At 69.0% G+C, this 23743-nt stretch carries 26 protein-coding genes and 1 riboswitch; of the genes, 4 read left to right on the top strand and 22 right to left on the bottom strand.

What is annotated here, in order from left to right; genetic code table 11:
- Position 1 precedes the first annotated feature (1 nt).
- From ACTWP6_RS12740 to grcC1, 3 genes are all read right to left on the bottom strand, one after another.
- The gene (locus ACTWP6_RS12740) at positions 2-538 is read right to left on the bottom strand and encodes a hypothetical protein (protein ID WP_260756966.1); all 537 of its coding nucleotides are present in this window, start codon (positions 536-538) and stop codon (positions 2-4) included.
- 77 nt (positions 539-615) lie between these two features.
- Entirely contained in the window at positions 616-1494 is an 879-nt protein-coding gene (htpX, locus tag ACTWP6_RS12735) for a zinc metalloprotease HtpX (RefSeq protein ID WP_260756965.1), read from the bottom strand.
- Between the two features lie 78 nt (positions 1495-1572).
- Complete coding sequence (gene grcC1, locus ACTWP6_RS12730) at positions 1573-2580, bottom strand: nonaprenyl/(2E,6E)-farnesyl/geranylgeranyl diphosphat synthase (RefSeq protein ID WP_260756963.1); 1008 nt, start codon at positions 2578-2580, stop codon at positions 1573-1575.
- Positions 2581-2601: 21 nt separating this feature from the next.
- On the opposite strand from grcC1, the gene menJ reads away from it, so the two are divergent.
- Both menJ and ACTWP6_RS12720 read left to right on the top strand, forming a co-directional pair.
- A complete protein-coding gene (gene menJ, locus ACTWP6_RS12725) occupies positions 2602-3858 on the top strand; it encodes a menaquinone reductase (RefSeq protein ID WP_443187871.1) in 1257 nt (418 codons plus the stop codon).
- Between the two features lie 88 nt (positions 3859-3946).
- Positions 3947-4363, top strand: coding sequence for a GAF domain-containing protein (locus ACTWP6_RS12720; protein WP_443187870.1), 417 nt, complete (start codon positions 3947-3949; stop codon positions 4361-4363).
- Between the two features lie 106 nt (positions 4364-4469).
- On the opposite strand, the gene ACTWP6_RS12715 is transcribed toward ACTWP6_RS12720, so the two are convergent.
- Positions 4470-5156, bottom strand: coding sequence for a demethylmenaquinone methyltransferase (locus ACTWP6_RS12715; protein WP_443187869.1), 687 nt, complete (start codon positions 5154-5156; stop codon positions 4470-4472).
- Between the two features lie 91 nt (positions 5157-5247).
- Between ACTWP6_RS12715 and ACTWP6_RS12710 the strand changes: the two genes are divergently transcribed.
- Positions 5248-6072 (top strand): SDR family oxidoreductase, encoded by an 825-nt coding sequence (locus ACTWP6_RS12710; RefSeq protein ID WP_443187868.1) that lies wholly within the window; start codon positions 5248-5250, stop codon positions 6070-6072.
- Positions 6073-6101: 29 nt separating this feature from the next.
- Here ACTWP6_RS12710 and ACTWP6_RS12705 read toward each other — a convergent pair whose 3' ends face one another.
- Positions 6102-7229, bottom strand: a complete 1128-nt coding sequence (locus ACTWP6_RS12705; RefSeq protein ID WP_443187867.1) for a glycosyltransferase family 4 protein — start codon at positions 7227-7229, stop codon at positions 6102-6104.
- A gap of 117 nt (positions 7230-7346) precedes the next feature.
- On the opposite strand from ACTWP6_RS12705, the gene ACTWP6_RS12700 reads away from it, so the two are divergent.
- Entirely contained in the window at positions 7347-8033 is a 687-nt protein-coding gene (locus ACTWP6_RS12700) for a DsbA family protein (RefSeq protein WP_443187866.1), read from the top strand.
- On the opposite strand, the gene ACTWP6_RS12695 is transcribed toward ACTWP6_RS12700, so the two are convergent.
- From ACTWP6_RS12695 to ACTWP6_RS12615, 17 genes are all read right to left on the bottom strand, one after another.
- Positions 7994-8521, bottom strand: a complete 528-nt coding sequence (locus ACTWP6_RS12695; RefSeq protein WP_443187865.1) for a DUF3592 domain-containing protein — start codon at positions 8519-8521, stop codon at positions 7994-7996. The two genes, ACTWP6_RS12700 and ACTWP6_RS12695, sit on opposite strands and share 40 nt — an antisense overlap.
- The gene (menD, locus tag ACTWP6_RS12690; RefSeq protein WP_443187864.1) at positions 8518-10155 is read right to left on the bottom strand and encodes a 2-succinyl-5-enolpyruvyl-6-hydroxy-3-cyclohexene-1-carboxylic-acid synthase; all 1638 of its coding nucleotides are present in this window, start codon (positions 10153-10155) and stop codon (positions 8518-8520) included. The genes ACTWP6_RS12695 and menD overlap by 4 nt, the downstream gene beginning before the upstream one ends.
- Positions 10156-10157: 2 nt before the next feature.
- Positions 10158-10940, bottom strand: a complete 783-nt coding sequence (locus ACTWP6_RS12685) for an alpha/beta fold hydrolase (protein WP_260756953.1) — start codon at positions 10938-10940, stop codon at positions 10158-10160.
- Positions 10941-11015: 75 nt separating this feature from the next.
- Positions 11016-11747 (bottom strand): DJ-1/PfpI family protein, encoded by a 732-nt coding sequence (locus tag ACTWP6_RS12680; RefSeq protein ID WP_443187863.1) that lies wholly within the window; start codon positions 11745-11747, stop codon positions 11016-11018.
- A gap of 17 nt (positions 11748-11764) precedes the next feature.
- Entirely contained in the window at positions 11765-12730 is a 966-nt protein-coding gene (locus ACTWP6_RS12675; RefSeq protein ID WP_443187906.1) for a GlxA family transcriptional regulator, read from the bottom strand.
- Positions 12731-12783: 53 nt separating this feature from the next.
- On the bottom strand, positions 12784-13740 hold the full coding sequence (locus tag ACTWP6_RS12670) for an o-succinylbenzoate synthase (protein ID WP_443187862.1): 957 nt from the start codon (positions 13738-13740) through the stop codon (positions 12784-12786).
- 14 nt (positions 13741-13754) lie between these two features.
- Entirely contained in the window at positions 13755-14129 is a 375-nt protein-coding gene (locus ACTWP6_RS12665; RefSeq protein ID WP_443187861.1) for a DMT family transporter, read from the bottom strand.
- Between the two features lies 1 nt (position 14130).
- Positions 14131-14445, bottom strand: coding sequence for a DMT family transporter (locus tag ACTWP6_RS12660; protein WP_443187860.1), 315 nt, complete (start codon positions 14443-14445; stop codon positions 14131-14133).
- 11 nt (positions 14446-14456) lie between these two features.
- A riboswitch (guanidine-III (ykkC-III) riboswitch) is annotated at positions 14457-14524 on the bottom strand.
- A 134-nt stretch (positions 14525-14658) separates the two neighbouring features.
- A complete protein-coding gene (locus ACTWP6_RS12655; protein ID WP_443187859.1) occupies positions 14659-16221 on the bottom strand; it encodes a long-chain-fatty-acid--CoA ligase in 1563 nt (520 codons plus the stop codon).
- A 73-nt stretch (positions 16222-16294) separates the two neighbouring features.
- On the bottom strand, positions 16295-16882 hold the full coding sequence (locus tag ACTWP6_RS12650) for a TetR/AcrR family transcriptional regulator (protein ID WP_443187858.1): 588 nt from the start codon (positions 16880-16882) through the stop codon (positions 16295-16297).
- A 7-nt stretch (positions 16883-16889) separates the two neighbouring features.
- Positions 16890-17849, bottom strand: a complete 960-nt coding sequence (locus ACTWP6_RS12645; RefSeq protein WP_443187857.1) for an oxygenase MpaB family protein — start codon at positions 17847-17849, stop codon at positions 16890-16892.
- 205 nt (positions 17850-18054) lie between these two features.
- Positions 18055-18615 (bottom strand): hypothetical protein, encoded by a 561-nt coding sequence (locus ACTWP6_RS12640; protein ID WP_260757928.1) that lies wholly within the window; start codon positions 18613-18615, stop codon positions 18055-18057.
- A 23-nt stretch (positions 18616-18638) separates the two neighbouring features.
- On the bottom strand, positions 18639-19382 hold the full coding sequence (locus ACTWP6_RS12635; protein WP_443187905.1) for a mannan-binding protein: 744 nt from the start codon (positions 19380-19382) through the stop codon (positions 18639-18641).
- Between the two features lie 71 nt (positions 19383-19453).
- Complete coding sequence (locus ACTWP6_RS12630; protein WP_260756944.1) at positions 19454-20065, bottom strand: tetratricopeptide repeat protein; 612 nt, start codon at positions 20063-20065, stop codon at positions 19454-19456.
- Between the two features lie 27 nt (positions 20066-20092).
- Positions 20093-21343 (bottom strand): MlaD family protein, encoded by a 1251-nt coding sequence (locus ACTWP6_RS12625; protein WP_260756943.1) that lies wholly within the window; start codon positions 21341-21343, stop codon positions 20093-20095.
- Complete coding sequence (locus ACTWP6_RS12620; RefSeq protein WP_396885057.1) at positions 21340-22608, bottom strand: MCE family protein; 1269 nt, start codon at positions 22606-22608, stop codon at positions 21340-21342. The genes ACTWP6_RS12625 and ACTWP6_RS12620 overlap by 4 nt, the downstream gene beginning before the upstream one ends.
- Complete coding sequence (locus ACTWP6_RS12615) at positions 22608-23726, bottom strand: MCE family protein (RefSeq protein ID WP_260756942.1); 1119 nt, start codon at positions 23724-23726, stop codon at positions 22608-22610. The genes ACTWP6_RS12620 and ACTWP6_RS12615 overlap by 1 nt, the downstream gene beginning before the upstream one ends.
- Positions 23727-23743: the final 17 nt, after the last annotated feature.

The following is a 23743-nucleotide window of genomic DNA, read 5'->3' as shown; positions in this document are numbered from 1 at the left end:
CCTAGTTGAAGTACGGGTTGGTGCCCTCGGGCCGCGCCAGCAGCGGGTTCACCTGGTTGACGATCCAGGAGCCGCCCGGGCTGACGACGAAGCCGGCCTGGTTGCGGCTGTCGACGCAGGAGGTCAGGGTGCCGTCGCCGCCGCAGCTGACGGTGCCGAAGCTCAGTCGCGTGTTCGGTGGCAGCTCGTTGACCGGCCCGCCGAAGATCGGCGCCGGCGCCGACGCCCAGCCCGGCACTGAACCGGAGACACCGCTGACCAGGTTCGCGCCCTGCGGCGCGCCCGGCAGCACGCCGTTGCAGCCGTAACCGCCGGAGCGCTGCAACATGCAGGTCAGGCCGTTGGAGCTGAACGCGTACGCGGTGCCTTCGAGCACGGCGTAGTCCTTCGGGTTGGCCGGCGGATAGGCGTTGATGTTCGGGGCGGGCGGAGGCGGTGGGGGCGGTGCCGGCTGCGCCGCGGCCACACCCGACGCACTGAGGACACCGGCCGCGGCCACACCCAGGGCACCCACGACGATTCTGCTGCGCACGCTCACAGCCTAGATGTCGCCGGAAACCCCGGCAGCGTTAGCGGAGGTAGTGAGCACAGGGTCGGCAGTGGGTGGCCGGTGTGTCAGTACTGACCCGGTCCGCGTCCGGCCATCGCTTCCAGCCGCGCGATTCGATCGGCGACCGGCGGGTGGGTCGAGAACATCTTGCCGATCTTCTCGCCGGCCCGGAACGGGTTGGCGATCATCAGGTGGGCCTGGTCGGCCAGCTGTGGCTCGGGCGGCAGCGGGGCGCGCTCCACGCCGGCGCTGATCTTGCGCAGCGCGCTGGCCAGCGCCAGCGGATCGCCCGTCAGCTCGGCGCCGGACTGGTCGGCCTGGTATTCGCGAGACCGGGACACCGCCAGCCGGATCACCGTCGCGGCGATCGGTCCGAGCAGTGAAACCAGAAGAATAGCAAAGGGATTGGTGCCGCCGTCCCGGTTGCCGCCGAACATGCTCGCGAAGAACGCCAGGTTGGCCAGCGCGGTGATCACCGACGCCATCGCGCCGGCCACACATGAGATGAGAATGTCGCGGTTGTACACGTGGGACAGCTCGTGGCCCAGCACCGCGCGCAGCTCGCGCTCGTTGAGGAGCTGCAGGATGCCGGTGGTGCAGCACACCGCAGCGTTGCGCGGATTGCGTCCGGTGGCGAACGCGTTGGGCGCCGCGGTGTCACTGATGTAGAGCCGGGGCATCGGCTGACGCGCCGTGGTGGCGAGCTCGCGCACGATTCTGTACATCGCCGGCGCCTGCATCTCGTTGACGGGCTGGGCGTGCATCGCCCGCAGGGCCAGCTTGTCGCTGTTGAAGTAGACGTAGGCGTTCATGCCGATGGCGAACAGCACCGCCAGGAACATGATGTTGCGCCCGAACATGGCGCCGACACCGACGATCAGACCTGAGAACAGCACCAGCAACAGAAACGTCTTGGCCCTGTTGGCGTGCGGATGCCAAGTCATCTAGCGAGCCCTCCTCAACACCACCTGCATGATCTTCGTCCAGACAACGACCGACCACCCCGCCCGGGTTCCGCGCGGTCAACCGTGCCGATTGATGGTGTACTGCACCAGCGTGGCCAGCGCCTGGCGGCCGGGTCCGTCGGGCAGCAGCGCGAGCTCATCCTCGGCCTCGCGGGCGTAGGCCGCCACAGTCTCCTTGGCTTTCCGGATGCCGTCGGACGCGCGCAGCAGCCGCAACGCCTCGGCGAGATCGCCGTCGTCGGTGACCGGCTGAGCCAGCAACTCCCGCAGCCGGTCGGCGTCGGGCCCGGTCTCGCGCAGCGCGTACAGAACCGGCAACGTGTGCACACCTTCACGCAGGTCGGTACCCGGCACCTTGCCGGACTCGTCCGGGTCGCTGTCGATGTCGATGATGTCGTCGGAGATCTGGAACGCGGTGCCGACGATGCCGCCGAGGCGGGCCAGCCGCTCGATCTGCTCCTCGTCGGCGCCGGAGAAGGTGGCCCCGAACCGGCCGGAGGCCGAGATCAGGCAGGCCGTCTTCTCGTAGACCACCTTCAGGTAGTGGTCGACCTCGTCGACATGGTCGGCGGCGCCGCGGGTCTCCCGCATCTGACCGGTGACCAGCAGCGCGAAGGTGTCGGCGATGATCCGCACGGCGTCGGGTCCCAGCCGGCTGACCAGCCGGGACGCGGTCGCGAACAGATAGTCGCCGGCCAGGATCGCGATGTTGTTGCCCCAGCGGGCGTTGGCGCTGGGGGCACCGCGACGGACCTGCGCCTCGTCCATGACGTCGTCGTGGTACAGCGTGGCGAGGTGCACCAGTTCGATGACAGAACCGGCGACGGTGACCTGCCAGGCGTCCGGCTCGGGGCCCAGTTGCGCGGACAGCACGGTGAACAGCGGTCGGAAGCGCTTGCCGCCGGCCTGGAACAGATGCTGCACCGCCTCGGCCATCAGCACGTCGGCCTTGCCGAGCTCTTCGGACATCAGTGCTTCGATACGGTCAACTCCGTCGCGGACATCCTGGGCGAACTCCGCGTCGCCGAAGTCCACTCCCGCCACCACGTTCGCCGGTGTCCTCACACAGCCAACATACTGGGAACCATGAACTCAGCGGCGGGCAGTAGCGAAGCGACCCGGGGTTCGGTCGCGGCCGATGTGGTCGTGGTCGGGGCCGGGCCCGCCGGCTCGTCGGCGGCGGCCTGGGCTGCCCGTGCCGGTCGCGAGGTGCTGGTGATCGACTCCGCGCAGTTCCCCCGCGACAAGGCGTGCGGCGACGGACTGACCCCGCGCGCGGTCGCCGAACTGCGCCGACTGGGGTTGCAGCCCTGGCTGGACGGCCGGATCGCCCACCGCGGGCTGCGGATGTCCGGGTTCGGCGCCGATGTGGAGGTGGCATGGCCCGGGCCGTCGTTTCCGTCGTTCAGCAGCGCAGTGCCGCGCACGGAACTCGACGAGCGGATCCGGCTGGTCGCCGTCGACGAGGGCGCGAAGATGATGCTCGGGGTCAAGGCCGTCTCGGTGGAGAAGGACACCTCGGGCCGGGTGACGGGTGTGGTGCTCGACTCCGGCGAGGTGGTGCGCTGCGCGGATCTGATCGTCGCCGACGGCGCCCGCTCGACGCTGGGGCGGGCGCTGGGTCGCGAGTGGCACAAGGAGACCGTGTACGGGGTGGCGATCCGCGGCTACATCGCGTCGCCGCGCAGCGACGAGCCGTGGATCACGTCGCACCTGGAACTGCGCTCCCCCGCCGGAGAGGTGCTGCCCGGATACGGCTGGATCTTCCCGCTGGGCAACGGCGAGGTGAACATCGGCGTCGGCGCGCTGGCGACCTCGAAGCGTCCCGCCGACGCCGCGCTGCGGCCCCTGATGAACTACTACACCGGGCTGCGCCGCGACGAGTGGGGATTCTCCGGCGATCCCCGGGCCGGGCTGTCGGCGCTGCTGCCGATGGGCGGTGCCGTGTCGGGGGTGGCCGGCCCGAACTGGATGCTGATCGGCGATGCGGCGGCGTGTGTGAACCCGCTCAACGGCGAGGGGATCGACTACGGGTTGGAGACGGGCCGACTCGCGGCCGAGATGTTGGGTACGGGCCCGTACACCGCGGCCTGGCCGGCGATGCTGCACGAGCACTACGCCCGCGGGTTCTCGATCGCGCGGCGGCTGGCGCTGCTGCTGACGTTCCCGCGGTTCCTGCCCGCGGCGGGGCCGGTGGCGATGAGGTCGTCGGCGTTGATGAAGATCGCGGTCCGGGTGATGGGCAACTTCGTCACCGACGAGGACGCCGATGCGGTGGCGCGGGTCTGGCGGGGTGCGGGCACGCTGTCGCGCCGGATGGACGCCCGCCGCCCGTTCACGTGACACCCCCTCCCGTTGCGCGAGCGTGCGTGTCTGCGGGCGACACGCCGTCATCATCGGTAACTTCGCGCACGCTCGTCGGGCGACGGCCGTGACGTCCGTCTACCGCGCACCGTTGCGGTCGCGTCGCGACGACATCGATCCCGCGCTGACGTTCGAGCGCGCGCTGTCGTTGGGGCTGTGCGGGTTCGGCGGTCACGGCGACGCCGAGCGGGTGGCGCGGCGGGTCGAGCGATTCGCGGCGGTGCCGGACGGTTCGCTGGTGTGGACCCGCGGGCCCGAAGGGCTGTATCGGCTGGGACGCCTCGACGGTTCCTACTTCTACGACGCCGACGGCGAGGACGTCGACCTCGTCCACGTCCGGCCGTGCCGGTGGCTGGACTCCCCGGTCGACGAATCCCGTTGCCCGGCAGCCGTCGTCGCGACGTTCGGGCGCGGAGGACGCAACTTCCAGCAGATCCACGACGACCGCGTCGGCGAGGAGTCGATGCGCCTGTGGCGGGACTGAGCGGCGCGGGGCGCGGCTGCGCGAGCGTGCGTGTTGTCGTGTTTTTTCGCGGCGTGTCGGCCGCAGACACGCACGCTCGCGGGAAAGGAGGGCGGGGTAAGCGGGTTCAGGATTTGGTGGCGGCGTGCAGCGCGACGATCCCGCCCGTCAGATTGCGCCAGCGCACCTTCGACCAGCCGGCCGCCTCGATGCGCCGGGCCAGCTCGCGCTGATCCGGCCAGGCCCTGATCGACTCGGCCAGATACACATACGCATCCGGATTGGACGACACCGCCGACGCCATCGCCGGCAGCGCCCGCATCAGGTACTCCTTGTACACCGTCGCGAAGAGCCCGTTGGTCGGCGTGGAGAACTCACACACCACCAGCCGTCCGCCCGGACGGGTCACCCGCGCCATCTCCCGCAGCCCCGCCGAATGGTCGACGACATTGCGCAGTCCGAAGCTGATCGTCACCGCGTCGAACACCCCGTCGGCGAACGGCAGCCGGGTGGCGTCCCCGGCGACCTTGGGCACGTCGCGTGACGCGCCGGCCGCCAGCATGCCCACGGAGAAGTCCCCGGCCACACACCACGCGCCGGAGCCGGCCAGTTCGACCGTCGACACCGCCGTCCCGGCGGCCAGGTCCAGCACCTTGTCCGACGGGCTCAGCCGCAGCGCCTCGCGGGTGGCGCGGCGCCAGAACCGGTCCTGTCCCAGCGACAGCACGGTGTTGGTCAGGTCGTAGCGGCGTGCGACCCCGTCGAACATCGACGCCACTTCATGGGGATCCTTCTCCAGCGACGCGCGGTTCACGCAGCCGAACGTATCAGGCAGACCGCTGGCAGTTGGCTGTGCGCTCGGTGCCCCGGGAATGGTTGGCGACCCGCCGGGCATTGATCCGGGCATGAGCGAAAAAGTCTGGTTCATCACCGGTGCGTCGCGCGGCTTCGGACGCGAGTGGGCGATCGCGGCGCTTGAACGCGGTGACAAGGTGGCCGCCACCGCCCGTGACCTGTCCACCCTCGACGACGTGGCCGCCGAGTACGGCGACGCGCTGCTGCCGCTGAAGCTCGACGTCACCGATCACGACGCCGACTTCGCCGCGGTCGCGCGGGCCCACGACCACTTCGGTCGGCTCGACATCGTCGTCAACAACGCCGGCTACGGACAGTTCGGGTTCATCGAGGAGCTCTCGGAGAAGCAGGCCCGCGACCAGATCGAGACGAACGTGTTCGGCGCGCTCTGGATCACCCAGGCCGCACTGCCCTACCTGCGCGAACAGCGCAGCGGCCACATCATCCAGGTGTCCTCGATCGGCGGGGTCGTGGCCTTCCCCAACCTCGGCGCCTACCACGCGTCCAAGTGGGCGCTGGAAGGGTTCTCCCAGGCGTTGGCCCAGGAGGTCGCCGAGTTCGGCGTACACGTCACCCTGATCGAACCGGGGGGTTTCGCCACCGACTGGGCCGGGCCGTCGGCCAAACACGCCACCGCGCTGCCGGCCTACGCCGACGGGCACGCCAGGAACGAGCAGATGCGCGCGTCACGGACGGCACGCCCGGGCGATCCGCAGGCGTCGGCCCGCGCGCTGCGCAAGATCGTCGACAGCCCCGACCCGCCGCTGCGGGTGTTCTTCGGGGAGCTGCCGCTGGAGCTGGCCAAGGCCGACTACCAGAGCAGGCTGGCGGAGTGGGAGAAGTGGCAGCCGGTGGCGATCGAAGCCCAGGGGTGAGGGCGCGGCGCGCGATGTGACCGGGCCGCCTACGCCGCGCGCAGGCGGCGGGCCCCCAGCACCGCGTCGTAGTGCCCGAGCAGCTCGTCGCAGATCGCCGGCCAGGTGCGGCCCAGCACGCTGCGGCGGGCGGCCACCGAGTAGCGGCGACGTTCGGCGATCAGGTGATCGACCGATGCCGAGAGCCGGTTCTCGAATTCGGTTACCGGGAGCAGGAATCCAGTGCGGTACGGGGTGACCAGATCGCGAGGCCCGCCGGCGTCCGGCGCGACCACCGGCAGTCCGGAGGCCATCGCCTCCTGAACCGCCTGACAGAAGGTCTCGTGCTCACCGGGATGAACGAACACGTCCATGCTGGCGTAGGCGGCCGCCAACTCGTGCCCGTACAGGGCACCGGTGAAATGCGCTCGGGGAAGGAGGTTTTCGAGTTTCGCGCGGTCCACGCCGTCACCGACCACGACGAGCTGCAGATCGTCGCGCGCGTGTAGTGCGGCCAGCCGCTCGACGTGCTTCTCGGGCGCCAACCGGCCGACGAAACCGATGACGGGCTTGCCGTCGGGCGACCACGAGCGGCGTAGCTGCTCGTCGCGTGCCGATGGCGCGAAGCCCGTCACATCGACCCCACGGGCCCATTTGTGGACTCGGGGAATCTGATGTGCGGCAAGGCTTTCGATCGCTGCACTGGACGGCGCCAGGGTGCGGTCGGCCTTGGCGTGCAGTCGGCGGGTCCAGGCCCATGATGCCTGCGAGAGCATGCCCACCCCGTAGCTCTGCGCGAAGCCGGCGACGTCGGTCTGGAAGACGGCCACCGTCGGGACACCGAGACGCCGCGCGGCGTGCACCCCACCCCACCCGAGCAAGGCCGGGGAGGCCAGATGCACCACGTCAGGCGCGAATCCGCGCAGCACCCCGACCATCCGCGGCCGCGGGACCCCCAGCGGCAGCGAGGTGACCTTTGGGAGCATCATCGACGGAACCCGGTGCACTCGGACCCCGTCGTGCACCTTGTCGGCGGCCGGGTGCCCGCGCGGGGTGTCCGGAGCGATCACCAGCGCCTCGTGGCCGGTGCGACGCAGATGTTCGATCACGCGGAGCACCGAGTTGGTGACCCCGTTGACATTCGGCAGGAACGATTCGGCGACGATGGCAACGCGCACACGCCGACGGTGACATCGTCAGCTGTCGGCGAGGTTGCGCGCAGGGATATGTCACACGAATTGCCGGTGCGCGGCCAAAAGCGGGCCCCGGACCGTCATCGCGACAAGGATGGGCCCATGCACTGGACACGACCTCTGGCCGCGCTTGCGGCGCTCGGGTTGCTGACGACGGCGCTCGGATGCACCACCGAGGTCAGCGGCGCCGCCCGCGTCGACGCGACCGCGACGCCGCTGGCGCTGACCGAGGACGGGTTCGGCATCGTCGCAGGCTTCGACGACGCGCCCGCCAAGATCGAGATCTACACCGAGCCGCAGTGCACGCACTGCGGCGACCTGCAGTACGACTTCGGCGACCAGCTCGCCTACCAGATCACCGTCGGCGCGCTGCAGGTCACCTACCGGCCGCTGACGTTCCTCGACACCAGCTACGACGGGTACTCGGCGCAGGTGGCCAACGCGCTGTTCCTGGCCGCCGACGCCGTCGACAACTCCGCGGCCACCGGCACCCAGCTGCAGCGCTTCGTCCACGAGCTGTGGGTCAACCAGCAGCCCGGCGGCCCGGAGTTCACCGGCCAGCAGCTGCGCGACATGGCCGGCAGCGCGGGTATCGCCGATGCCGTGGCCGACCACATCGCCAGCGGCTCGGAGGCCGTCGACGTCGTCGAGATGGACGACACCAACTTCGATCTGCTGTTCGACATCGACCGCACCGAGACCGGCACCCCGACCGTGTTCGACCTCAACGCCGGCAAGAAGCTCGACATCTACGACGACGACTGGCTGACCGACCTGGTCGCGCGGTAGCGGCGTTCGATCAGCGCGGTGGCGCCCAGCGCGGTACCCGCGACCAGCCAGCCGAGCACCGCGATAGACCCCGCCGGGATGATGGCCAGCGCGGCATTCCGGTCCTGCACCCGCACCAGATCCGGGTCGTTGACGTCGTATTCGACGTAGATGCGCATGCCGTCCTCGAGTTTGGACGGGTACAGAACACCGAGTTCGGGTCGGTAGGTAATCCGGTCCGGGGTGACGAACTCGATGGTCGAGCGCCGGTCACCCGCGTCGAGCACGGTGGCTTCGGCCACTCCGAGATGCCGTTCGATCTGGCGGTCGTTGCGCCACGCGCCGAGCACCAGCAGCACCGACTGAAGCGTCACCAGACACGCGACGACGACGATGCCGATCCTGACCCGGCGCACGATCCGCGCCCGCCGCGGCTCCCCCGGATCGCCGTACAGGTGCGGAAGAACGAACTGCCACAACGCCTTCAGGCGTCGCACCAGGTCGGTCACAGCAGGGCAGCCCGGATCGACGCGTGCAGCTCCCGCAACGAAGACCTGTCCGCCTTGACCTCCAGGACGCGCATTCCGTCGACGTCCTCGTCCAGCGCGTCGGCGAGCTGACCGGCGTCGATCTGGCGGCTCTCCACGTGATAGGCCCGGCACAGCGCACCGACGTCGACATCGTGCGGTGTGCCGAAGATGCGCGAGGACACGTCGAAGAACCGCGGGTCGCCCTGCTCCAACAGCTCGAAGATGCCGCCGCCGTTGTCGTTGGACACCACGATGGTCAGGTTCTGAGGGGTCGGCTCGGTGGGCCCGATCAGCAGACCGGAACTGTCATGCACGAACGTCAGGTCGCCGATCAGCGCGACCGTGCGCCCGCCGCCGCGCTCGTGGGCGAGCGCCGCGCCGATCGCCGTCGAGACGGTCCCGTCGATACCCGCGACGCCGCGGTTGGAGCGCACCTTCACCTCGGCGGTGTTGAAGCCGACCAGCGCGATGTCGCGAACCGGGTTCGACGCGCCGAGCACCAGCTGATCGCCGGGCCGCACCGTGTCGGCGACGGCGGCGGCCACGTGCAGACCCGTCGTCAACGGATGCGCGGCGAGCTGCCCGCGCACCGCATCGACGGCGCGCCGGCCGGCCTCGGCACACCGGCGCAGCCAGTCCTGCGACGGCGCGCCAGAGGTGATCGCGCGGGTGCCGGTGGCCTGCGAGTTACCCGACACGTCGGGCCAGCGCGGACCGGTGGTGAGCGCGAACACCGGCACCGCCGGGTCGGCGAGCAGCGCCGAGACCGGCCGGTGCAGCGTGGGCCGGCCCAGCATGATGACCTGCTTGGGGCGCAGCAGCCGCAACGCCAGCGGATGCAGCGGATTCTGCGCGTACGGAGCCGTCGGCTCGGCGACCGTCGGCAGGTGGGCCAGGTTCGGGTGCACACCCGCGCCGTGCCCGGCGATCACCACGGTGTCCGGCGTCAGGTCGATGTCCAGGGGTTGGTCGAACGTGACCGGAGGTGTGTAGGTCCACGGCTTGCCGTCGGGGCGGCCGTCCGGCGCGTAGGGCGTGGCGGGGTCCTGCGCGTCGGGCACCAGCGGCTCACGCAGCGGGATGTCGAACTGGACCGGCCCCGCGTTCGCCGACCGGGATCCGGTGGCCGCCACCAGGACTCGGCATGTCGCCGAGCGCCATTGGGCGTTGAGCGAATCCATGTCGGCCAAGTCCTCGGCCAGGCCGAGGCTGATGTTGGCGCGCACCTGGGTGCCGAAGTAGCCGAGTTGCTCGAAGGTCTGGTTGGCGCCGGTGCCCAGCAGTTCATAGGGCCGGTTGGCCGACAGCACGATCAGCGGCACCCGCGCGTAGTTCGCCTCGACCACCGCCGGGCCCAGGTTGGCGACCGCGGTGCCGGACGTCATCGCCACACACACCGGGGCCCGCTCGGCTACGGCGAGCCCGATCGCCAGGAAACCGGCCGTCCGCTCGTCGATCCGCACGTGCAGCCGCAGCCGGCCGGCCCGGTCGGCGTCGTGCAGCGCGAAGGCCAGCGGCGCGTTGCGCGAGCCGGGGCACAGCACAACGTCGCGGACGCCGCCGCGGATCAGTTCGTCGACGACCACCCGGGCCTGCGCCGTCGAGGGGTTCACCACTACAGGGTATCGGCGAAGAAATTGAGGATCGCGGTGTTGACGACCTGCGGCTTCTCGATGAAGCCCAGGTGGCCGGTGCCCGGGATCTCCAGGAACTGCCCGTTGGGCAGCGCGTTGGCGACCTCGCGACCCAGGTGGGACGGCAGCACGACGTCGTCGGCGAACCCGATCACCAGGGCCGGGGTGGTGACGTTCTGGTAGGCCGCCAGCCGGCTGCCCTGCGGGGCGATGTCGAGCTGGGTGCGGATACCGGGGGTGGGCTTCTGCGGCCACATGGTGAACATGTCGATCCAGTCCCGCACGGCGTTGTCATCGTTCAAGGTTTTCGGTGAAAAGCTCTCCAGCAGACGCACTTTCGCCTCGAACTCGACCGGGAGCGGGGCGCCGGCCTGGGCCAGTGCCCGCTCGCCCTGCCAGAAGAAGTCGCGGGTGCGGTCGTGGCGGCCGCGGGTGGCCATCAGCACCGCCGATCGGACCAGCTCGGGGCGGGCCACCATCAGCTCCTGGGCGATATAGGAGCCCATCGAGACCGCCACGATCCGCACCGGGCCGAGCCCGAGGTGCTCGATCAGCGCAGCGGTGTCGCCGACCATCGTCTCGGTGGTGAACCCCGATGCGTTCTCGGTCGCGCCGATGCCGCGGTTGTCGAACGTCACACACCGGTAACCGGCGCGGGCGAAGACGGGCACCTGGTGCAGATGCCATGTGCGCCCGGCGCCGCCACGGCCTGCGATGAACAGCACCGGCTCCCCCGAGCCGCGATCGTCGAATGCCAGATTCACCCCGCCGACGCTACTGGAAGCCCGCGAGGCGCCGAGAGTGCGCTCGACAGTGCCGGTCGGGCCGTCATCACGCTCTCAGCGCACTTTCGCGACCGGCTTTCCACGCCGAATCCGCTTGAGCGCGGCGTCCCACAGCAGCGCGGTGGAGGTGGCCAGCGCCGCCGGTTTGACCATCTCCTTGCCCATCAGCGCGGTGGCCAGCGCCTTGGTCGACGCCGAGGCCTTCGACATGTGCCCGGAGTCGAACGGCGGCTGCGGGTCGTACTCCATCGACAGCTGGATGGCCTTGGCTCTGGCCTCGCCGGCGATGCGCCCGGCCAGCCACAGGCCCAGGTCGATGCCCGCCGACACTCCCGCCGCGGTGACGGTCTTCTCGTCGGCGACCACGATCCGCTGGTCGCCGACCGGCTGCGCGCCGAGCGTCTTGAGCACCGGCAGCGCCGCCCAGTGCGACGTGGCGCGCTTGCCGTCGAGCACCCCCGCGGCGGCCAGGATCACCGACCCCGAGCACACCGACGTCGTCCACGTCGACGTGCGGTGCGCCCGCCGCACCCAGTCGAGCACCTTCTGGTCGCGGGCGTGCTCCATGGTGGCGAAGCCGCCGGGGATCAGGATGATGTCCGGCGACGGCGTCTCGTCGAAGCTGTGGGTGGCGCCGATGAGCAGCACGTGCGAATCGGCGGCGATCGGACCCGGCTCGTGCCAGACGAATCGGACCTCGACGTCGGGCAGCCAGCGGAGGCTCTCGTAGGGTCCGATGAAGTCCAGGGCGGTATACCCGGGATACAGCATGATGGCGACCTGCATGGTCCCTCCTCGATCTCTCAGGCGAATGTTCTGCGGTACCGGTCAGGTGATACGCCCAAACGGCGAACGAAGCTGCGGCGCAACGTCTCCGCCGACCCGAAGCCGCAGCGCGCGGCGATCACCGTGACGGTGTCGTCGGTCTCCTCCAGTTGGCGGCGCGCCGCTTCGGTGCGGACCCGTTCCACATACGCGCCGGGCGCCTCCCCGACCTCGTCGGTGAACACCCGGGTGAAGTGGCGCGGGCTCATCGCGGCGCGCCGGGCGAGCTCCGAGATGCTGTGCGCACCACCGGGTTCGGACTCGATCGCCTCCTGCACGTCGCGAATCGGGGTGCGCCGGGCGCGGGGCATCCACACCGGCGCGGCGAACTGGGTCTGGCCGCCGGGCCTGCGCAGGTACATCACCAGGTAGCGGGCGATGGTCTGTGCGGCCTCGGTGCCGTGATCCTCCTCGACCAGCGCCAGCGCGAGGTCGATACCGGAGGTGACGCCCGCGGCGGTCCACACCTTCTCCGAACTGCGCACGAAGATCGGATCGGGATCGACGGTGACCGCCGGGAACTCGGCGGCCATGTGGGAGGCCGACGCCCAGTGCGTGGTGGCCACGCAACCGTCGAGCAGTCCTGCCTGTGCGGCCAGCACGGCGCCGTTGCATACGCTGACCACCCGGCGGGCGTTCGGTGTGACAGCCGCGACCCAGTCGATCAGCGCCGGGTCCCGGCGCGCCGTCTCGACACCCCAGCCGCCCGGCAGCACGACGGTGTCGACCGGGTCGCCGGGGTCGGGCAGCGGCTCGGCGACCAGGGTCAATCCGGTGCCGGTGCTGACCGCGACACCGTCGACGGACACGACCCGGACCGCGTATCCGTCACCGAGGCCCTGCCCGCTGACGTACACCGAGGCACTGGTGAACACGTCGAAGGGGCCGACGAGGTCGAGCGCCTGCACGCCGGGGAATCCGACGATCAGCACGGTGCGCGCCATGCCCCCAGTGTCGGCCAGGGACGGGATGGCGTCCAGGTCATGCACCCCACAGATCAGGACAGCAGCGGAAAGCACTCCCGGACCCGGTCGATCCACCACTGCCTGCGGTCCGGCGGGGCGGCCAGCGCCGCGACCCGGTCGGGGTCGGGGGTGACGGTCGCGGCGGGCAGGTAGCCGTCGGCCGGGATGACGGACGCGGCGACGTCCTCGACGAACAGTCCGCCGGTGCCGAGCCCGCAGGCGTGCCCGAGTGCGGGCAGCGCGGCCGCGGCGACCAGCCCGACCCCGATGCCGACCGCGGAGTCCAGCGCGCTGGAGACCACGACGGGGATGTCGATCTGCGCGGCGATCTGCAGCATCGCGTGGACACCGCCCAGCGGGGCGACCTTGAGCACGGCGACGTCGGCGGCGCCGCTGCGGACGACGTGCAGTGGGTCGTCGGCCTTACGGATGCTCTCGTCGGCGGCGACGGGGACGTCGACCCGGCGGCGTACCTCGGCCAGCTCGGACACGGTGCGGCACGGTTGTTCCAGGTACTCGAGCGGACCGTCGGCCGTCAACGCCCGCGCCGCCGCGACCGCTTCCTCGACGGTCCAGCCACCGTTGGCGTCCACCCGCACCGTCGGCACCACGGCGCGCACGGCGTCGACCCGGGCCACGTCGTCGGCCAGCGTCTGGCCGGGTTCGGCGACCTTCACCTTCGCGGTGCGCGCGCCGGGGAAGCGCGCGAGCACGTCGGTGACCTGCGCCGCCGGGACGGCCGGCACCGTCGCGTTGATCGGGATGCGGGCACGGCGCGGCGCGGGCAGCGGGCGATAGGCGGCCTCGATGCCGGCGGCCAGCCAGTGCGCGGCCTCCGGCGGCCGGTATTCGACGAACGCACCGAACTCGCCCCAGCCGGTGGGGCCCTCGATCAGGGCGAGTTCGCGGGTGGTGATGCCGCGGAAGCGGACCCGCATCGGCAGCGCCACGATGTGCAGCCGCTCAAGGACGTCGGCGAGTTCCACCACCGCTTCATCGTGCCTCAGCGGCCGGCCTGCTCCAGCACCAGCGGCAGGGGTTCGGCGTCGGGCCTGTCGGCGCCCGACGGCAGCATCTTGAGGCCGACGACGGCGACGATGATGCCGCTCACGAAGATCAACTTGGCGGCGGAGACGTCCTCGGCACCGGTGGCCATCGCATAACCGACGGTCAGGGCCGCACCCAGGCCGGTCCACACCGCATAGGCCGAGCCGATCGGGATGTGCTTGACCGCCCAGCCGAGGCCCCAGATGCTCAGCACCATCGCCACCAGGAACACCACGGTCGGGCCCGGCCGGGTGAAACCGTCGGACTCGCCGAGCGCGGTCGCCCACACCGCTTCCATCACCGCGCTGACGATCAGGATCGTCCACGGCATGTCAGCTCACCACCTTCAGTCCGACGACACTGCCGACGAGCAGCAACAGCAACAGCAGGCGCGCCGTGGAGGCCGCCTCCCTCTTCGTCGTGATCGCCCAGAGCACCGTCAGCGACGCGCCGATCCCGACCCACACGGCGTAGGCCGTCCCCGTCGGCAATGTCCGCATCGCGTACGCCAGGCCCGCCAGGCTCGTGGGCATGGTGATCGCGACGACCAGGACGGGCCGCCACCGCCGGAAGTTGTTCGACATGCCGAGCGCGGTCGCCCAGACGGCCTCGAAGAAGCCGCTGACCACCAGAACCAGCCAAGCCACAAGACCTCCTCAACGAGTCAGTCTTGTCGCTGCGGGTACTGCTCCCTCGTCCGCCAGCACCCGGAATTGGGCGCTGCACCGGCCACGTTACCCAACAGTTTCAGGCCGGTCATGTCCCGGAAACAAATGGTGACCGGCATCTCCGGGTGCGGCCGGAGGGGACGGGCGGCGCGGGGCCGCCGACTCAGCGCAACCGCAAGCCGGGGTCCGGGCCTATACCGTGGTGCGGTCGCGGCCCTCCCAGTGGGGCTTGCGCAGCTCCTTTTTCAGGATCTTGCCGGTGGGGTTGCGCGGCAGCTCGTCGGCGATGTCGACCGACTTCGGACACTTGTAGGCGGCCAGCCGCTCGCGGGCGAAGGCGATCAGCTCGCCTTCGGACGCCTCGCCCTCCAGGACGACGACGGCCTTGACGACCTCACCCCACTTCTCGTCGGGGACGCCGATCACCGCGACCTCGACGACGGCCTCGTGTTCGGCCAGCACCCGCTCCACCTCGATGGAGTAGATGTTCTCGCCGCCGGAGATGATCATGTCCTTGAGCCGGTCCTCGACGAAGATGTAGCCGCCCTCGTCGACGCGGCCGATGTCGCCGGTGCGGAACCAGCCGTCGTCGGTGACGGCCTCGGCGGTCGCCTCCGGCTTGTTGTGATAGCCCTTCATCAATTGCGGTGAGCGGAACCATAGTTCGCCTTGCGTGCCGGTCGGGACGTCTTCCAGGGTGTCCGGATCGACGACACGCACCTCGGCGTTGGGCACCAGCGTGCCCGCACTGGACAGCCGCTCCTCTTTCCCCGGGTCGCGGTGCGCTTCGGGCAGCAGGTGGCTGATCACGCCGCACAGTTCGGTCAGCCCGTAGGCCTGCATGAAATCGGTGTCCGGCCAAGCCTGTAACGTCTGACGCAGCAGCGGCAGCGGCATCGGCGACGCTCCGTAGGCGAAGGTCTTGAGCGACGAGAACAGTTTCACCGCGTCCTCACCGGCCTCGAGCACCTTGGCCAGCACCGCCGGCACCAGGAATGTACGGTTGGCGCCCTTGAGAATCGCCCCGGCCAGGGTCATGCCGTCAACGTCGCGGGTCATCACGCTCGGGAAGCCGTCGTGAATTCCGAACTGCACGTACGACGATCCGCCGACGTGGAACAGCGGCATCGCCACCATGTTCTTGTCACCCTCGTCGAACTCGAAGCCCTCGTGGGCATTGAGGGTATGGGCGATGATGTTGGACTGGGTGAGCTCGACACCTTTCGGGCGGCCCGTGGTCCCCGACGAGTACATGATGATGCACACGTCGTCAGGCTGAACCTCCGACGAACGTTCGGCGGGGGTGGCGGCTGCCAGCAGGTCCTCGTACTCGTCGTCTCCTTCGGGCTTGACGGAGATGACATGGTCGATGTTGGTGAGCTTGTCGCGGATGCCGTCGACCGCGTCCTTGAACTCCTGACCCACGATGAGCAGCTTCGCGCCGGAATCGTTGAGCACATAGTCGAGTTCGTCGGCGGCCAGCCGGAAGTTGATGATCGCGTTGGCCGCGCCCAGCGATGCCGCGGCGAAGGTGAGCTCGACGCACGCCGGGTGGTTCTTGTCGAGGAAGGCCACCACGTCGCCCCGCGTGACGCCCCGCTCCTTCAGCGCACCGGCGAGGCGGCGAACCCGTTCGTTCCACTGCGACCAGGTCCAGGACCGGTCGAGGTAATCCATGGCTTCGTCGTCGGGTTTGGTGGTCGCCCAGTGTGCGAGGCGTTCGTCGAGGAATTGCGGTGCGGACAGGTCGGCCATGGGCAGAAGCGTGCCACGCTGATGCGCGCCGCTGAGCGGATTCGCACAATCGCCCACAACGACTTCACAGAATTCAGTGCACGAGCGGCGCGAGGTGGGTGCGGGCGTAGCCGGCGACGGCCTCGTCATCTGTGACGTCGAGGACGGGGGTGCTGACCTGGACCAGTGAGGCGGCGAGCCGGATGTGGATGTCGGCGACGGCGAGCAGCCTATCGTCGGGCATGGTGGCCCCGGCCGCCCGCAGCGCCTTGGCCATCGCGGTGGCCGCACTGACCAGGAACAGCCTTGCCTCCTCGACCATCTCGGTGGTGGCGGTGAACTCGCCGTCGAGCTGAAGGAACCTGCGCATCACCGGTTCACCGGTGAGCAGCCGTACCCCTTCGCGGAAACAGGCGACCGCGGCCTGCTGGGGTCCGGAGTCGATGGCCACGGTCTGCAGTCGCGCCATCGCGAAGTCGAAAGTCTGCCGCCCCAATTCGGTGATCAGTGCGTCGCGGCTGGGGAACCTCCGGTACAGCGTGCTGCGGCTGACGCCGGCCTGGCGGGCGATCACGTCCATGTTGAGGCGGCTGACGCCGACGAGCGCGACCTCTTCGGCCGCGGCCTTGAGGATCGCGGCTTCTTGTTCGCCGGGGGTGTTCCTGGTGCGCGCGCGCCGCATCGGCAGGTCAGCCCGCCGGGCAGCGGCCAGGTGGCGGCGCGAACGAATCAAGGGCGACTGAACGGTGCAGCCGTACCAGCTTCTCGTATTCGATCCTGTTGCGGGCCAACGGGATTAGTAGCACTCTGTCGGGCAGGGTGCGCCACGCCAACTGCAGCAGCCGGGTGTAGAGCGCGAACTCGCGGTCGTGGCGCGTATCCCACCGGAAGCCGGTCATGTCGCGGATACCGGGGTGCAGGATGCCAAACGAGCACACGGTCACCACCCTGCCGGCCAGCGGCCGCAGCGCCAGCCAGCCGGGGGTCAGCGCCAACCGCAACGCCGGCGGCAGCATCAGCGTCGGCAGCGGAAGCCTGGTGAGGTTTTCGGTGACCTGGCGCAGGAACGGATTCGACGCGAGCTCTCCGTCGACCATCGACTCGTAGTACTGCTCGGCCTCGGTGTAGGTCGCGGGCAGCTTCGCGTTCTTTCCCGGCAGCTCCAGCGACCGGAAGCCCTCCAGCAGTTGCTGATACGCCGCTTCCCGCTCGTCCTCGGTCAACGTGATCCCGGTGCACGGGGTGAACGAGTTGAGCACCACGAACAGTCCGCTGACCGCGATCCAGTTCCACAGCTTGCGATCCAGCGCGCTGTAGCGCACGTCAGCGAAGTCCCCGGCCCCGCGACCGCGCACCTCCCGGTGCATCCGCTTGAGCCGCTCGCCCTCCGCCGCGCGGTCCGCCGCGTCGCCCCAGATCGCCAGCAGTGCCGAAAACCCGCTGCGCACACCGCGATCAGCGAAGTTCGAGGCGAACCGCCCGGTCTTGTCGACCGCGGCCGCCACCGGCACCAGCGCGATCTCGTCGAATGCGGCAGCGCCGAAGAGTCCGCTCAGCACGCTGCCGGAGTGCTTGCGGAACTCGTGAAGGACTTTCGGCCGGATGTTCTCGGCGGAGCTGGGTGAGGACTGCTCGACGACCGCGACCATTGCGCCTCCCGAACCTTGTCGTTGACACAAAGACTAGCCGTATGTGTCAACATGTCAATGGTGGGCGCCGCGGGCCGGGCGCGAGCGTGCGCGATGTCGGTGCGAGCGTGCGCGATGTCGGTCATTTGCGCGGTGTGTCCGCCGCAGACACGCACGCTCGCGGGGGTGTGGTGCTTGCGGGGGGTGGGGTGCTTGCGGGGGTGGGCTATGCGCCGGTGCAGACGCCGGAGTCGCGGATCACGGTGCCGTAGACGTTGGCCGTCGCGATGTTGGCGTTGATCTGCCCCGATGGCATCCGCTGTTTGATCTTGTCGCTGATCTGGGTGAACTGATACCACAGCCGGTAGATCGAATCACCGTGGAACAACGGCGAATACTCGCTCTGGTCCGGATAGTTGACGATGAACAGGGTATGGGCGCGTGGGTCCAGAAACGCGGCGGACTGGTCGAGGTTGGCGGCGACGATGTCACCGGCCTGGGTGACTCCGGCCCGCGACCAGTCGTCGCCCTGTTCGGCGAGGAAGCGCTGGAATCCGTACACCTGGTCCATCAGCGGGCCGTACTGGGCATTGATCCACTGACAGGATTCGCGCTGGGCGGTGATCTGCTCAGGGGTGACGCGGATCTGCCAGAGGTTGTACGGGAACGGCGTGTAGTCGGGCTGCCAATCCGACGGGTAGGGGGTGAAGACGGGCAGTGTCGGCGTTGCAGGCTCGGCGTGACCGACCGGCGCAACAGCCAACAGCCCGGCCAATACTGCCGCCATCCCCGCCGCCCGTCGGAACACCGCTACGCTCCGCCGAATTCGGGACGCAGGATCGGCGCCAGCGCCGCCAGCGGGATGTGCGCCTGGACCGTGCCGCCGTCCATCGACCACTGCATGATCCCGGGGGTGAAATTCGTCGGACGGTCACGCCCCACCGGATAGTCCGGCATGTAGATGATCAGCTCCTCGGGCGTCAGCGCCCACGCCTTGTACGCACCGGAGTACACCTTGTCCGGGGTCCAGCGATCGATCACGAACGGGTACGTGCGCGGCTGGTGAGCCGGGGGCGCCACATCCAGTGCCTGCTCGACGAACGGCTGCGCCAGCGGCGGGATGGCCGTCAGCGGATCCAGCCCCGGCTTGACGAGATCGGCCAGTTGCAGCCTGCGGCCGTCGGCCATGTCGAAGGTGAAGGTGCGGTAGGCGTTGTTGAAGTCGGGTCCGTCGGCGTGATAGGTCTCGCGGAACACCACGCTCACCACGTCACCGCGGCGGAAGATCTGGTAGTTCCCCTCGCCGAAACTGTCCGCGACCATCTTCACGCCCGCGGTTCTCCAGTTGTTCATCAGCGTGCTCAGATAGTCCCGGATGACCGGCCCAGCCGCGGAATGGTCGACGAGATCGCCGGGAATCGCGATCTTGATGTCGCGGACCGCCTTGCGCTCGGACGGCACTGTGGTTCGACAGTACTGACCGTCCCACTGCCCGCCCATCTCGCCGCAGAACGACGGCGCCGATGCGGCGGCAGCGGGGGCGCCGATCGTCATCGTGGCGACCGTGGCCGCCGCGGCCAGTACCGGACTCAGCAGGCGCATGTGGCACGTCTCCTCATGGATCCTCAGGGAAGCTCGACTTTACTTGCGCGCCAACGGCCGTCGATGTAGTCCATGGTCATCTTGATGCGGCTGCGGTCGATGCGCGGATCCGGCACGTTGGTGTTGGTGACCGACTGGTCGACGAACAGCAGCACGACGGCCTTGTCCTTCGACGCCGACTGGACCGCAGATTCCAGCACTACGCCGTGGGCGGCCGCCTTGTTGTCGATCAGCAATTGCCGCAGCTCTGTACTCGACTGCGAATACATGTCCTTGAACTCGCCGGTCGCTCCGTCGAGCACTGCGTCGAAGTTCTCGTCGACCTTCGACGAGTCGATACTCGTCAAGACCTGCGCGTACTCCGCGGCTGCTTGCCGTGCCTGTTCGCCGGCTTGTGCGATCTGCCGCTCCTGCCACAACTGCCAGCCCAGGAAGCCGACCGCCGCCAGCAGCACGACGAACGCCGCGGCCACGGCTGCCCGCACCACTCGGCTTCGCCGACCGTCCCTGGTGCCGGTCGTGTCGGGCTCGTCTTTGGCCCCGGACTCGGCGGCAGGAGGTTCGGACTGCTCTGCGGCGTCTACGGCGTCCGGCTTCTTGCCGGTGTCGTGGTCTTCGTCGGTGCTCACGGACATCATCATCTCCTAGCGGACGGTCTCGGTTCAGCGGGGCGGCTCGATGGGAAGCGTCGGGCCACCGTAGGGCGTCGGAATCGTGTAGCGCCCCTTCGGGGTTGGATCGGTCTGCCGGCCGAGATCGGCGCCCGGGGGTGGTCCGGCGGTGTCGTCACCGGCGGGCCGTGGCGCGTTCTTGGCACCGCGGACCAGCACCCCGGGATGGTCGTCCCGGCAGTAGGTGTACATGAACGGTTCCGGGAAGTCCGCCGACGACGGAGGCAGCTTCGGGGTGCCGTAGTCGCAGGTGTAACGCGGATAGATCTCAGCGTTCCCCCACAGCCCGCCGTCGTGCATCGCGGTGCCGAGGGCGTCGAGAACCGACGTGCGGTGCGTCGGGAACAACGCGTTCAGCGCCGGTACCCGCAGATACAACAGCCGAGACGTGGTGGTGAGATTGCCCAGCAACTGGACCATGGTGTCGGAGTTGTCGAGGAACAGGTTGTCGACGGCCGCCAACGCGGCGGGAGTCTGATCGGTCAACCGGCGGTAGCCCTCGCGCATGCTGTTGATGCCCTCGAAGGTCTCGGCGAGATTGTCGGAGGCGACGTCGATTCCGGGGTTCTTGTCGGCGACCATGGTGAAAACCACCCGGCTGGTGCGCAGCAGGGAGCTGGTCTCGGGCAGGACCGAATCGAGGGTGGACAGCAGGAAGGTGCCGCCGTCGACGATGTCGGCGAGCTTCTGCGGCCCGGCTTCACTGAGGCTCAGTTCTCTCCTGATCAGTTCGAGCTTGCCGACGTCTGCCTGAGCCAGCGCTCCGTCGGCGTTGGCCAGCAGTTCGGCCAGGCTGACCGGGACGGTGGCCCTGCCCGACCCGACCACGGCGCCGTCGGCCAGGAACGGACCCGTCTGCGCCTCGGGGACGAAATCGATGTACTGCTCACCGGCCGGGGACAGCCCCGACACCCGCACCGCCGAGGATTCCGGAATCTGCACCGTCGACTCGACATTCACGATGGCATTTACGCCGGCCGGGGTGATGTCGAGCCGTTCGACCCGGCCGATCTGCACACCCCGTAGAGTCACGTCCTGGTTGGGCAGCAGCCCCGCCGACTCCGGCAACTCGACGGTGAGCCGGTAGCTCGACGCGAACGGATTCACCCGTAAGGCACCGAACAACAGGTACGCGACCGCGACGACGAGCGTCACGACCAGTGCGAGCGCCGACAGCCAGGTGCGACGCCGATAGCCGTACCGGACGACACCGACGATCCGGTCCGCGGCACCGGCGATCATCGTGGAGCCTCTGCCGGCAGAAGGGCCGGTGCTTGTGCCGGTGCCGGTGCTTGTGCCGGTGCTTGAGCCGGTGTCGCCGCCGGGGGGACGGCGATGATCTCGCCGGGTTCGGTCGGGCTGGGGATCACCGGGATCTGCGGGACGCCGGGCCCCTTGCCCACGACCCGCTCCTGCAGCCGCCACAGTGTGTACTTCAGCGTGCCGACCAGCTGATGCCAGTCGTGCCGCTTGGGTCCGTGCAATCCGGAGTCACCCGCGAACCCGATGTCGGGGATCGATCCCAGGACCAACCGGTCGAAGCTGGCATCCAGCGCGATCGCGTTGCTCGTCATCGACTTGATGAACGGCGGCATCAAGCGGTTGAGCGCATACAGGGTGGCATCCGGCGCCACCGCGACGTCGTTCCAGGCGCCGGCGATGGTGTTGGCGTCCGCGATCACGCTGCGTCCCGTGGTGTCGGTTCCTGCGATCGACGGGAACTTGCGCAACTGGTCGGAGACGTCGCCGACCTGGGTCAGCAGATCGGCGATCTGCGTGGTGTGGGCCGCCAGCGTGTCGGTGGCCGGACGCGCCTGCGCCATCACGTCGCTGATCACCTGGTTCTTGGCCGCGATCTCCGAGGCCAGCCGTGAGGTCTCGGTCATCGCGGTCGAGATCTCTTCCGATCGGGCGTTGAGCTTGCCGAGCGTCCGGTTGGTCTTGTCGATCAGGTTGCCGAACGCCTGGCCCTGGTCACCGGTCGCCTTACCCAGACCGTTGATGATGTTGGTGAAGTTGCGCACCGCACCGCCGTTGACCAGGATCGCCGCGGAGCCCAGCACCGATTCGACGGTCGCGGCGGCCGTCGTCGAGTCCAATCCGATGGTGTCGCCGTCCTTGAGCAGCGGGACACCCGGTTCGACGCGGCTGGGCGGTTTGATGGCGATGAACACATCTCCGAGTGGGGTCGCCGATCGCAGTTCGGCGGTGCTGCCCTGCGGCAGCGCCACCCCGTCCATGATCCGCAGGGTGGTCACCGCGGTGTAATTGCGCGCCGCGATCGACTCCATCTGACCGACGTCCGCACCGGCGAGTTTCACCTTCGCGTTGGCCGGCAGATTCAGGGCGTTGGTGAACACCGCATTCAGCCGATATCCGCCGGATCCCACGTTGGGTGCCGGGAGCGGCAAGCTGGCCAAACCCTCAGTGGCACAACCGGAAACGGTAAGACAGGTGGCCATCGCCAGGGCCGCGGCAACCCTGCGGCGACTCCTGATCGTCGCCATCACTTCTGCCCCATCGCCGCGAGCCCATCCAGCATGTAGCTCAACCCGAAATCCGGTCCGAAGTCCTGCAGAGTTCCCGTGCTGCACCCTAGTTGCCGCAGGCCCATCATGTTGCAGACCTCCTTGATCAACTGGTTGTCGAACAAGACCTTGTCGGTGACCACCTTCACCCTCAGGGCACCGTTCTTCTGGTCGGCCACGTTGTAGAGGTTGTCGAGCGTCATGGGCGCGACGTCGAGCAACTCCATGAGATCGCGCTCGTGATCGACGGCGGTGTTCAGCACGACATCGCCATTGGCCACCAGATCCTTGATGGAATCCCGGTGGGTTTCCAGCACCTCGCCGGCCTGGTCGAGCACTTCGTTGATCTTCTTACCGGTGGTGCCGCTGCCGAGATCCTCGTCAGCCAGGATCTGGCTCAGTGCGCGCACCGACGAGCCGAACTCCCGCATCATCGCGTCATTGCGCGCGGCGGCATCCGACAGCGAGCTCACATTGCGGACGATGGTGGTCAGCTGGTCCTTGGTCACGGTGCCCCGATCGGAGCTGAGCCGCAGCGCATTCGACAGTTCGCCGAGTGCGTCCTTCATCTGCTGGCCGTTGCCGTCGACGACAGCGGCGCTCCCGTCGACCACGTCGGCGATCGGCCCGTTGCCCTTCCCGTCCCCGCGCAGCGAGACCGCGAGCTTGTCGAGAACGTCGAGCACACGGGCGAATTCGACCGGTGTCCGGGTCCGGTTCAAGCCGATGGTGTCGCGGTTCTGCAATGTGGGGCCGTCCTGATACGGCGGCGTCAACTCGATCTGCCGATCGGTCAGGATCGAGTTCGAGATAGTGGCGGCTTGCACATCGGCGGGAATCTTGACGTCCTTGTCGACGGTGAAATCGACTTCGACGTATCCACCCTTCGGGGTGATCTTGGTGACCTTGCCTACCGGCATCCCGAGCACTGCCACCGTGTTGCCCTCGTACAGGCCTGCCGCGCTGTCGAATTGAGCGGTCACGGTGATGGTGTCGAGCCGGTCCGTGGTGAATCGCACGGCCATGGCGGTAACCACCACCGCCACCGCCACACCGATGGCGGCGATCGCGATGATCCTGGATCTGGCGCTTCTCACCCTCGCTCCTCGCGTGC

It is taken from the genome of Mycobacterium sp. 4D054, from assembly GCF_052245755.1.
In the GTDB taxonomy this organism is placed as follows: domain Bacteria; phylum Actinomycetota; class Actinomycetes; order Mycobacteriales; family Mycobacteriaceae; genus Mycobacterium.
This window is presented reverse-complemented; position numbering and strand designations above follow the sequence as displayed.

What these genes read in the sequence shown, in the direction of transcription:
- htpX (WP_260756965.1), bottom strand. Translation starts at nt 1,494, where the DNA reads ATGACTTGGCATCCGCACGCCAACAGGGCCAAGACGTTTCTGTTGCTG.
- menJ (WP_443187871.1), top strand. Translation starts at nt 2,602, where the DNA reads ATGAACTCAGCGGCGGGCAGTAGCGAAGCGACCCGGGGTTCGGTCGCG.
- ACTWP6_RS12710 (WP_443187868.1), top strand. Translation starts at nt 5,248, where the DNA reads ATGAGCGAAAAAGTCTGGTTCATCACCGGTGCGTCGCGCGGCTTCGGA.
- ACTWP6_RS12700 (WP_443187866.1), top strand. Translation starts at nt 7,347, where the DNA reads ATGCACTGGACACGACCTCTGGCCGCGCTTGCGGCGCTCGGGTTGCTG.
- ACTWP6_RS12680 (WP_443187863.1), bottom strand. Translation starts at nt 11,747, where the DNA reads ATGCAGGTCGCCATCATGCTGTATCCCGGGTATACCGCCCTGGACTTC.
- ACTWP6_RS12675 (WP_443187906.1), bottom strand. Translation starts at nt 12,730, where the DNA reads ATGGCGCGCACCGTGCTGATCGTCGGATTCCCCGGCGTGCAGGCGCTC.
- ACTWP6_RS12665 (WP_443187861.1), bottom strand. Translation starts at nt 14,129, where the DNA reads ATGCCGTGGACGATCCTGATCGTCAGCGCGGTGATGGAAGCGGTGTGG.
- ACTWP6_RS12655 (WP_443187859.1), bottom strand. Translation starts at nt 16,221, where the DNA reads ATGGCCGACCTGTCCGCACCGCAATTCCTCGACGAACGCCTCGCACAC.
- ACTWP6_RS12650 (WP_443187858.1), bottom strand. Translation starts at nt 16,882, where the DNA reads ATGCGGCGCGCGCGCACCAGGAACACCCCCGGCGAACAAGAAGCCGCG.
- ACTWP6_RS12645 (WP_443187857.1), bottom strand. Translation starts at nt 17,849, where the DNA reads ATGGTCGCGGTCGTCGAGCAGTCCTCACCCAGCTCCGCCGAGAACATC.
- ACTWP6_RS12640 (WP_260757928.1), bottom strand. Translation starts at nt 18,615, where the DNA reads ATGGCGGCAGTATTGGCCGGGCTGTTGGCTGTTGCGCCGGTCGGTCAC.
- ACTWP6_RS12635 (WP_443187905.1), bottom strand. Translation starts at nt 19,382, where the DNA reads ATGACGATCGGCGCCCCCGCTGCCGCCGCATCGGCGCCGTCGTTCTGC.
- ACTWP6_RS12630 (WP_260756944.1), bottom strand. Translation starts at nt 20,065, where the DNA reads ATGTCCGTGAGCACCGACGAAGACCACGACACCGGCAAGAAGCCGGAC.
- ACTWP6_RS12625 (WP_260756943.1), bottom strand. Translation starts at nt 21,343, where the DNA reads ATGATCGCCGGTGCCGCGGACCGGATCGTCGGTGTCGTCCGGTACGGC.
- ACTWP6_RS12620 (WP_396885057.1), bottom strand. Translation starts at nt 22,608, where the DNA reads ATGGCGACGATCAGGAGTCGCCGCAGGGTTGCCGCGGCCCTGGCGATG.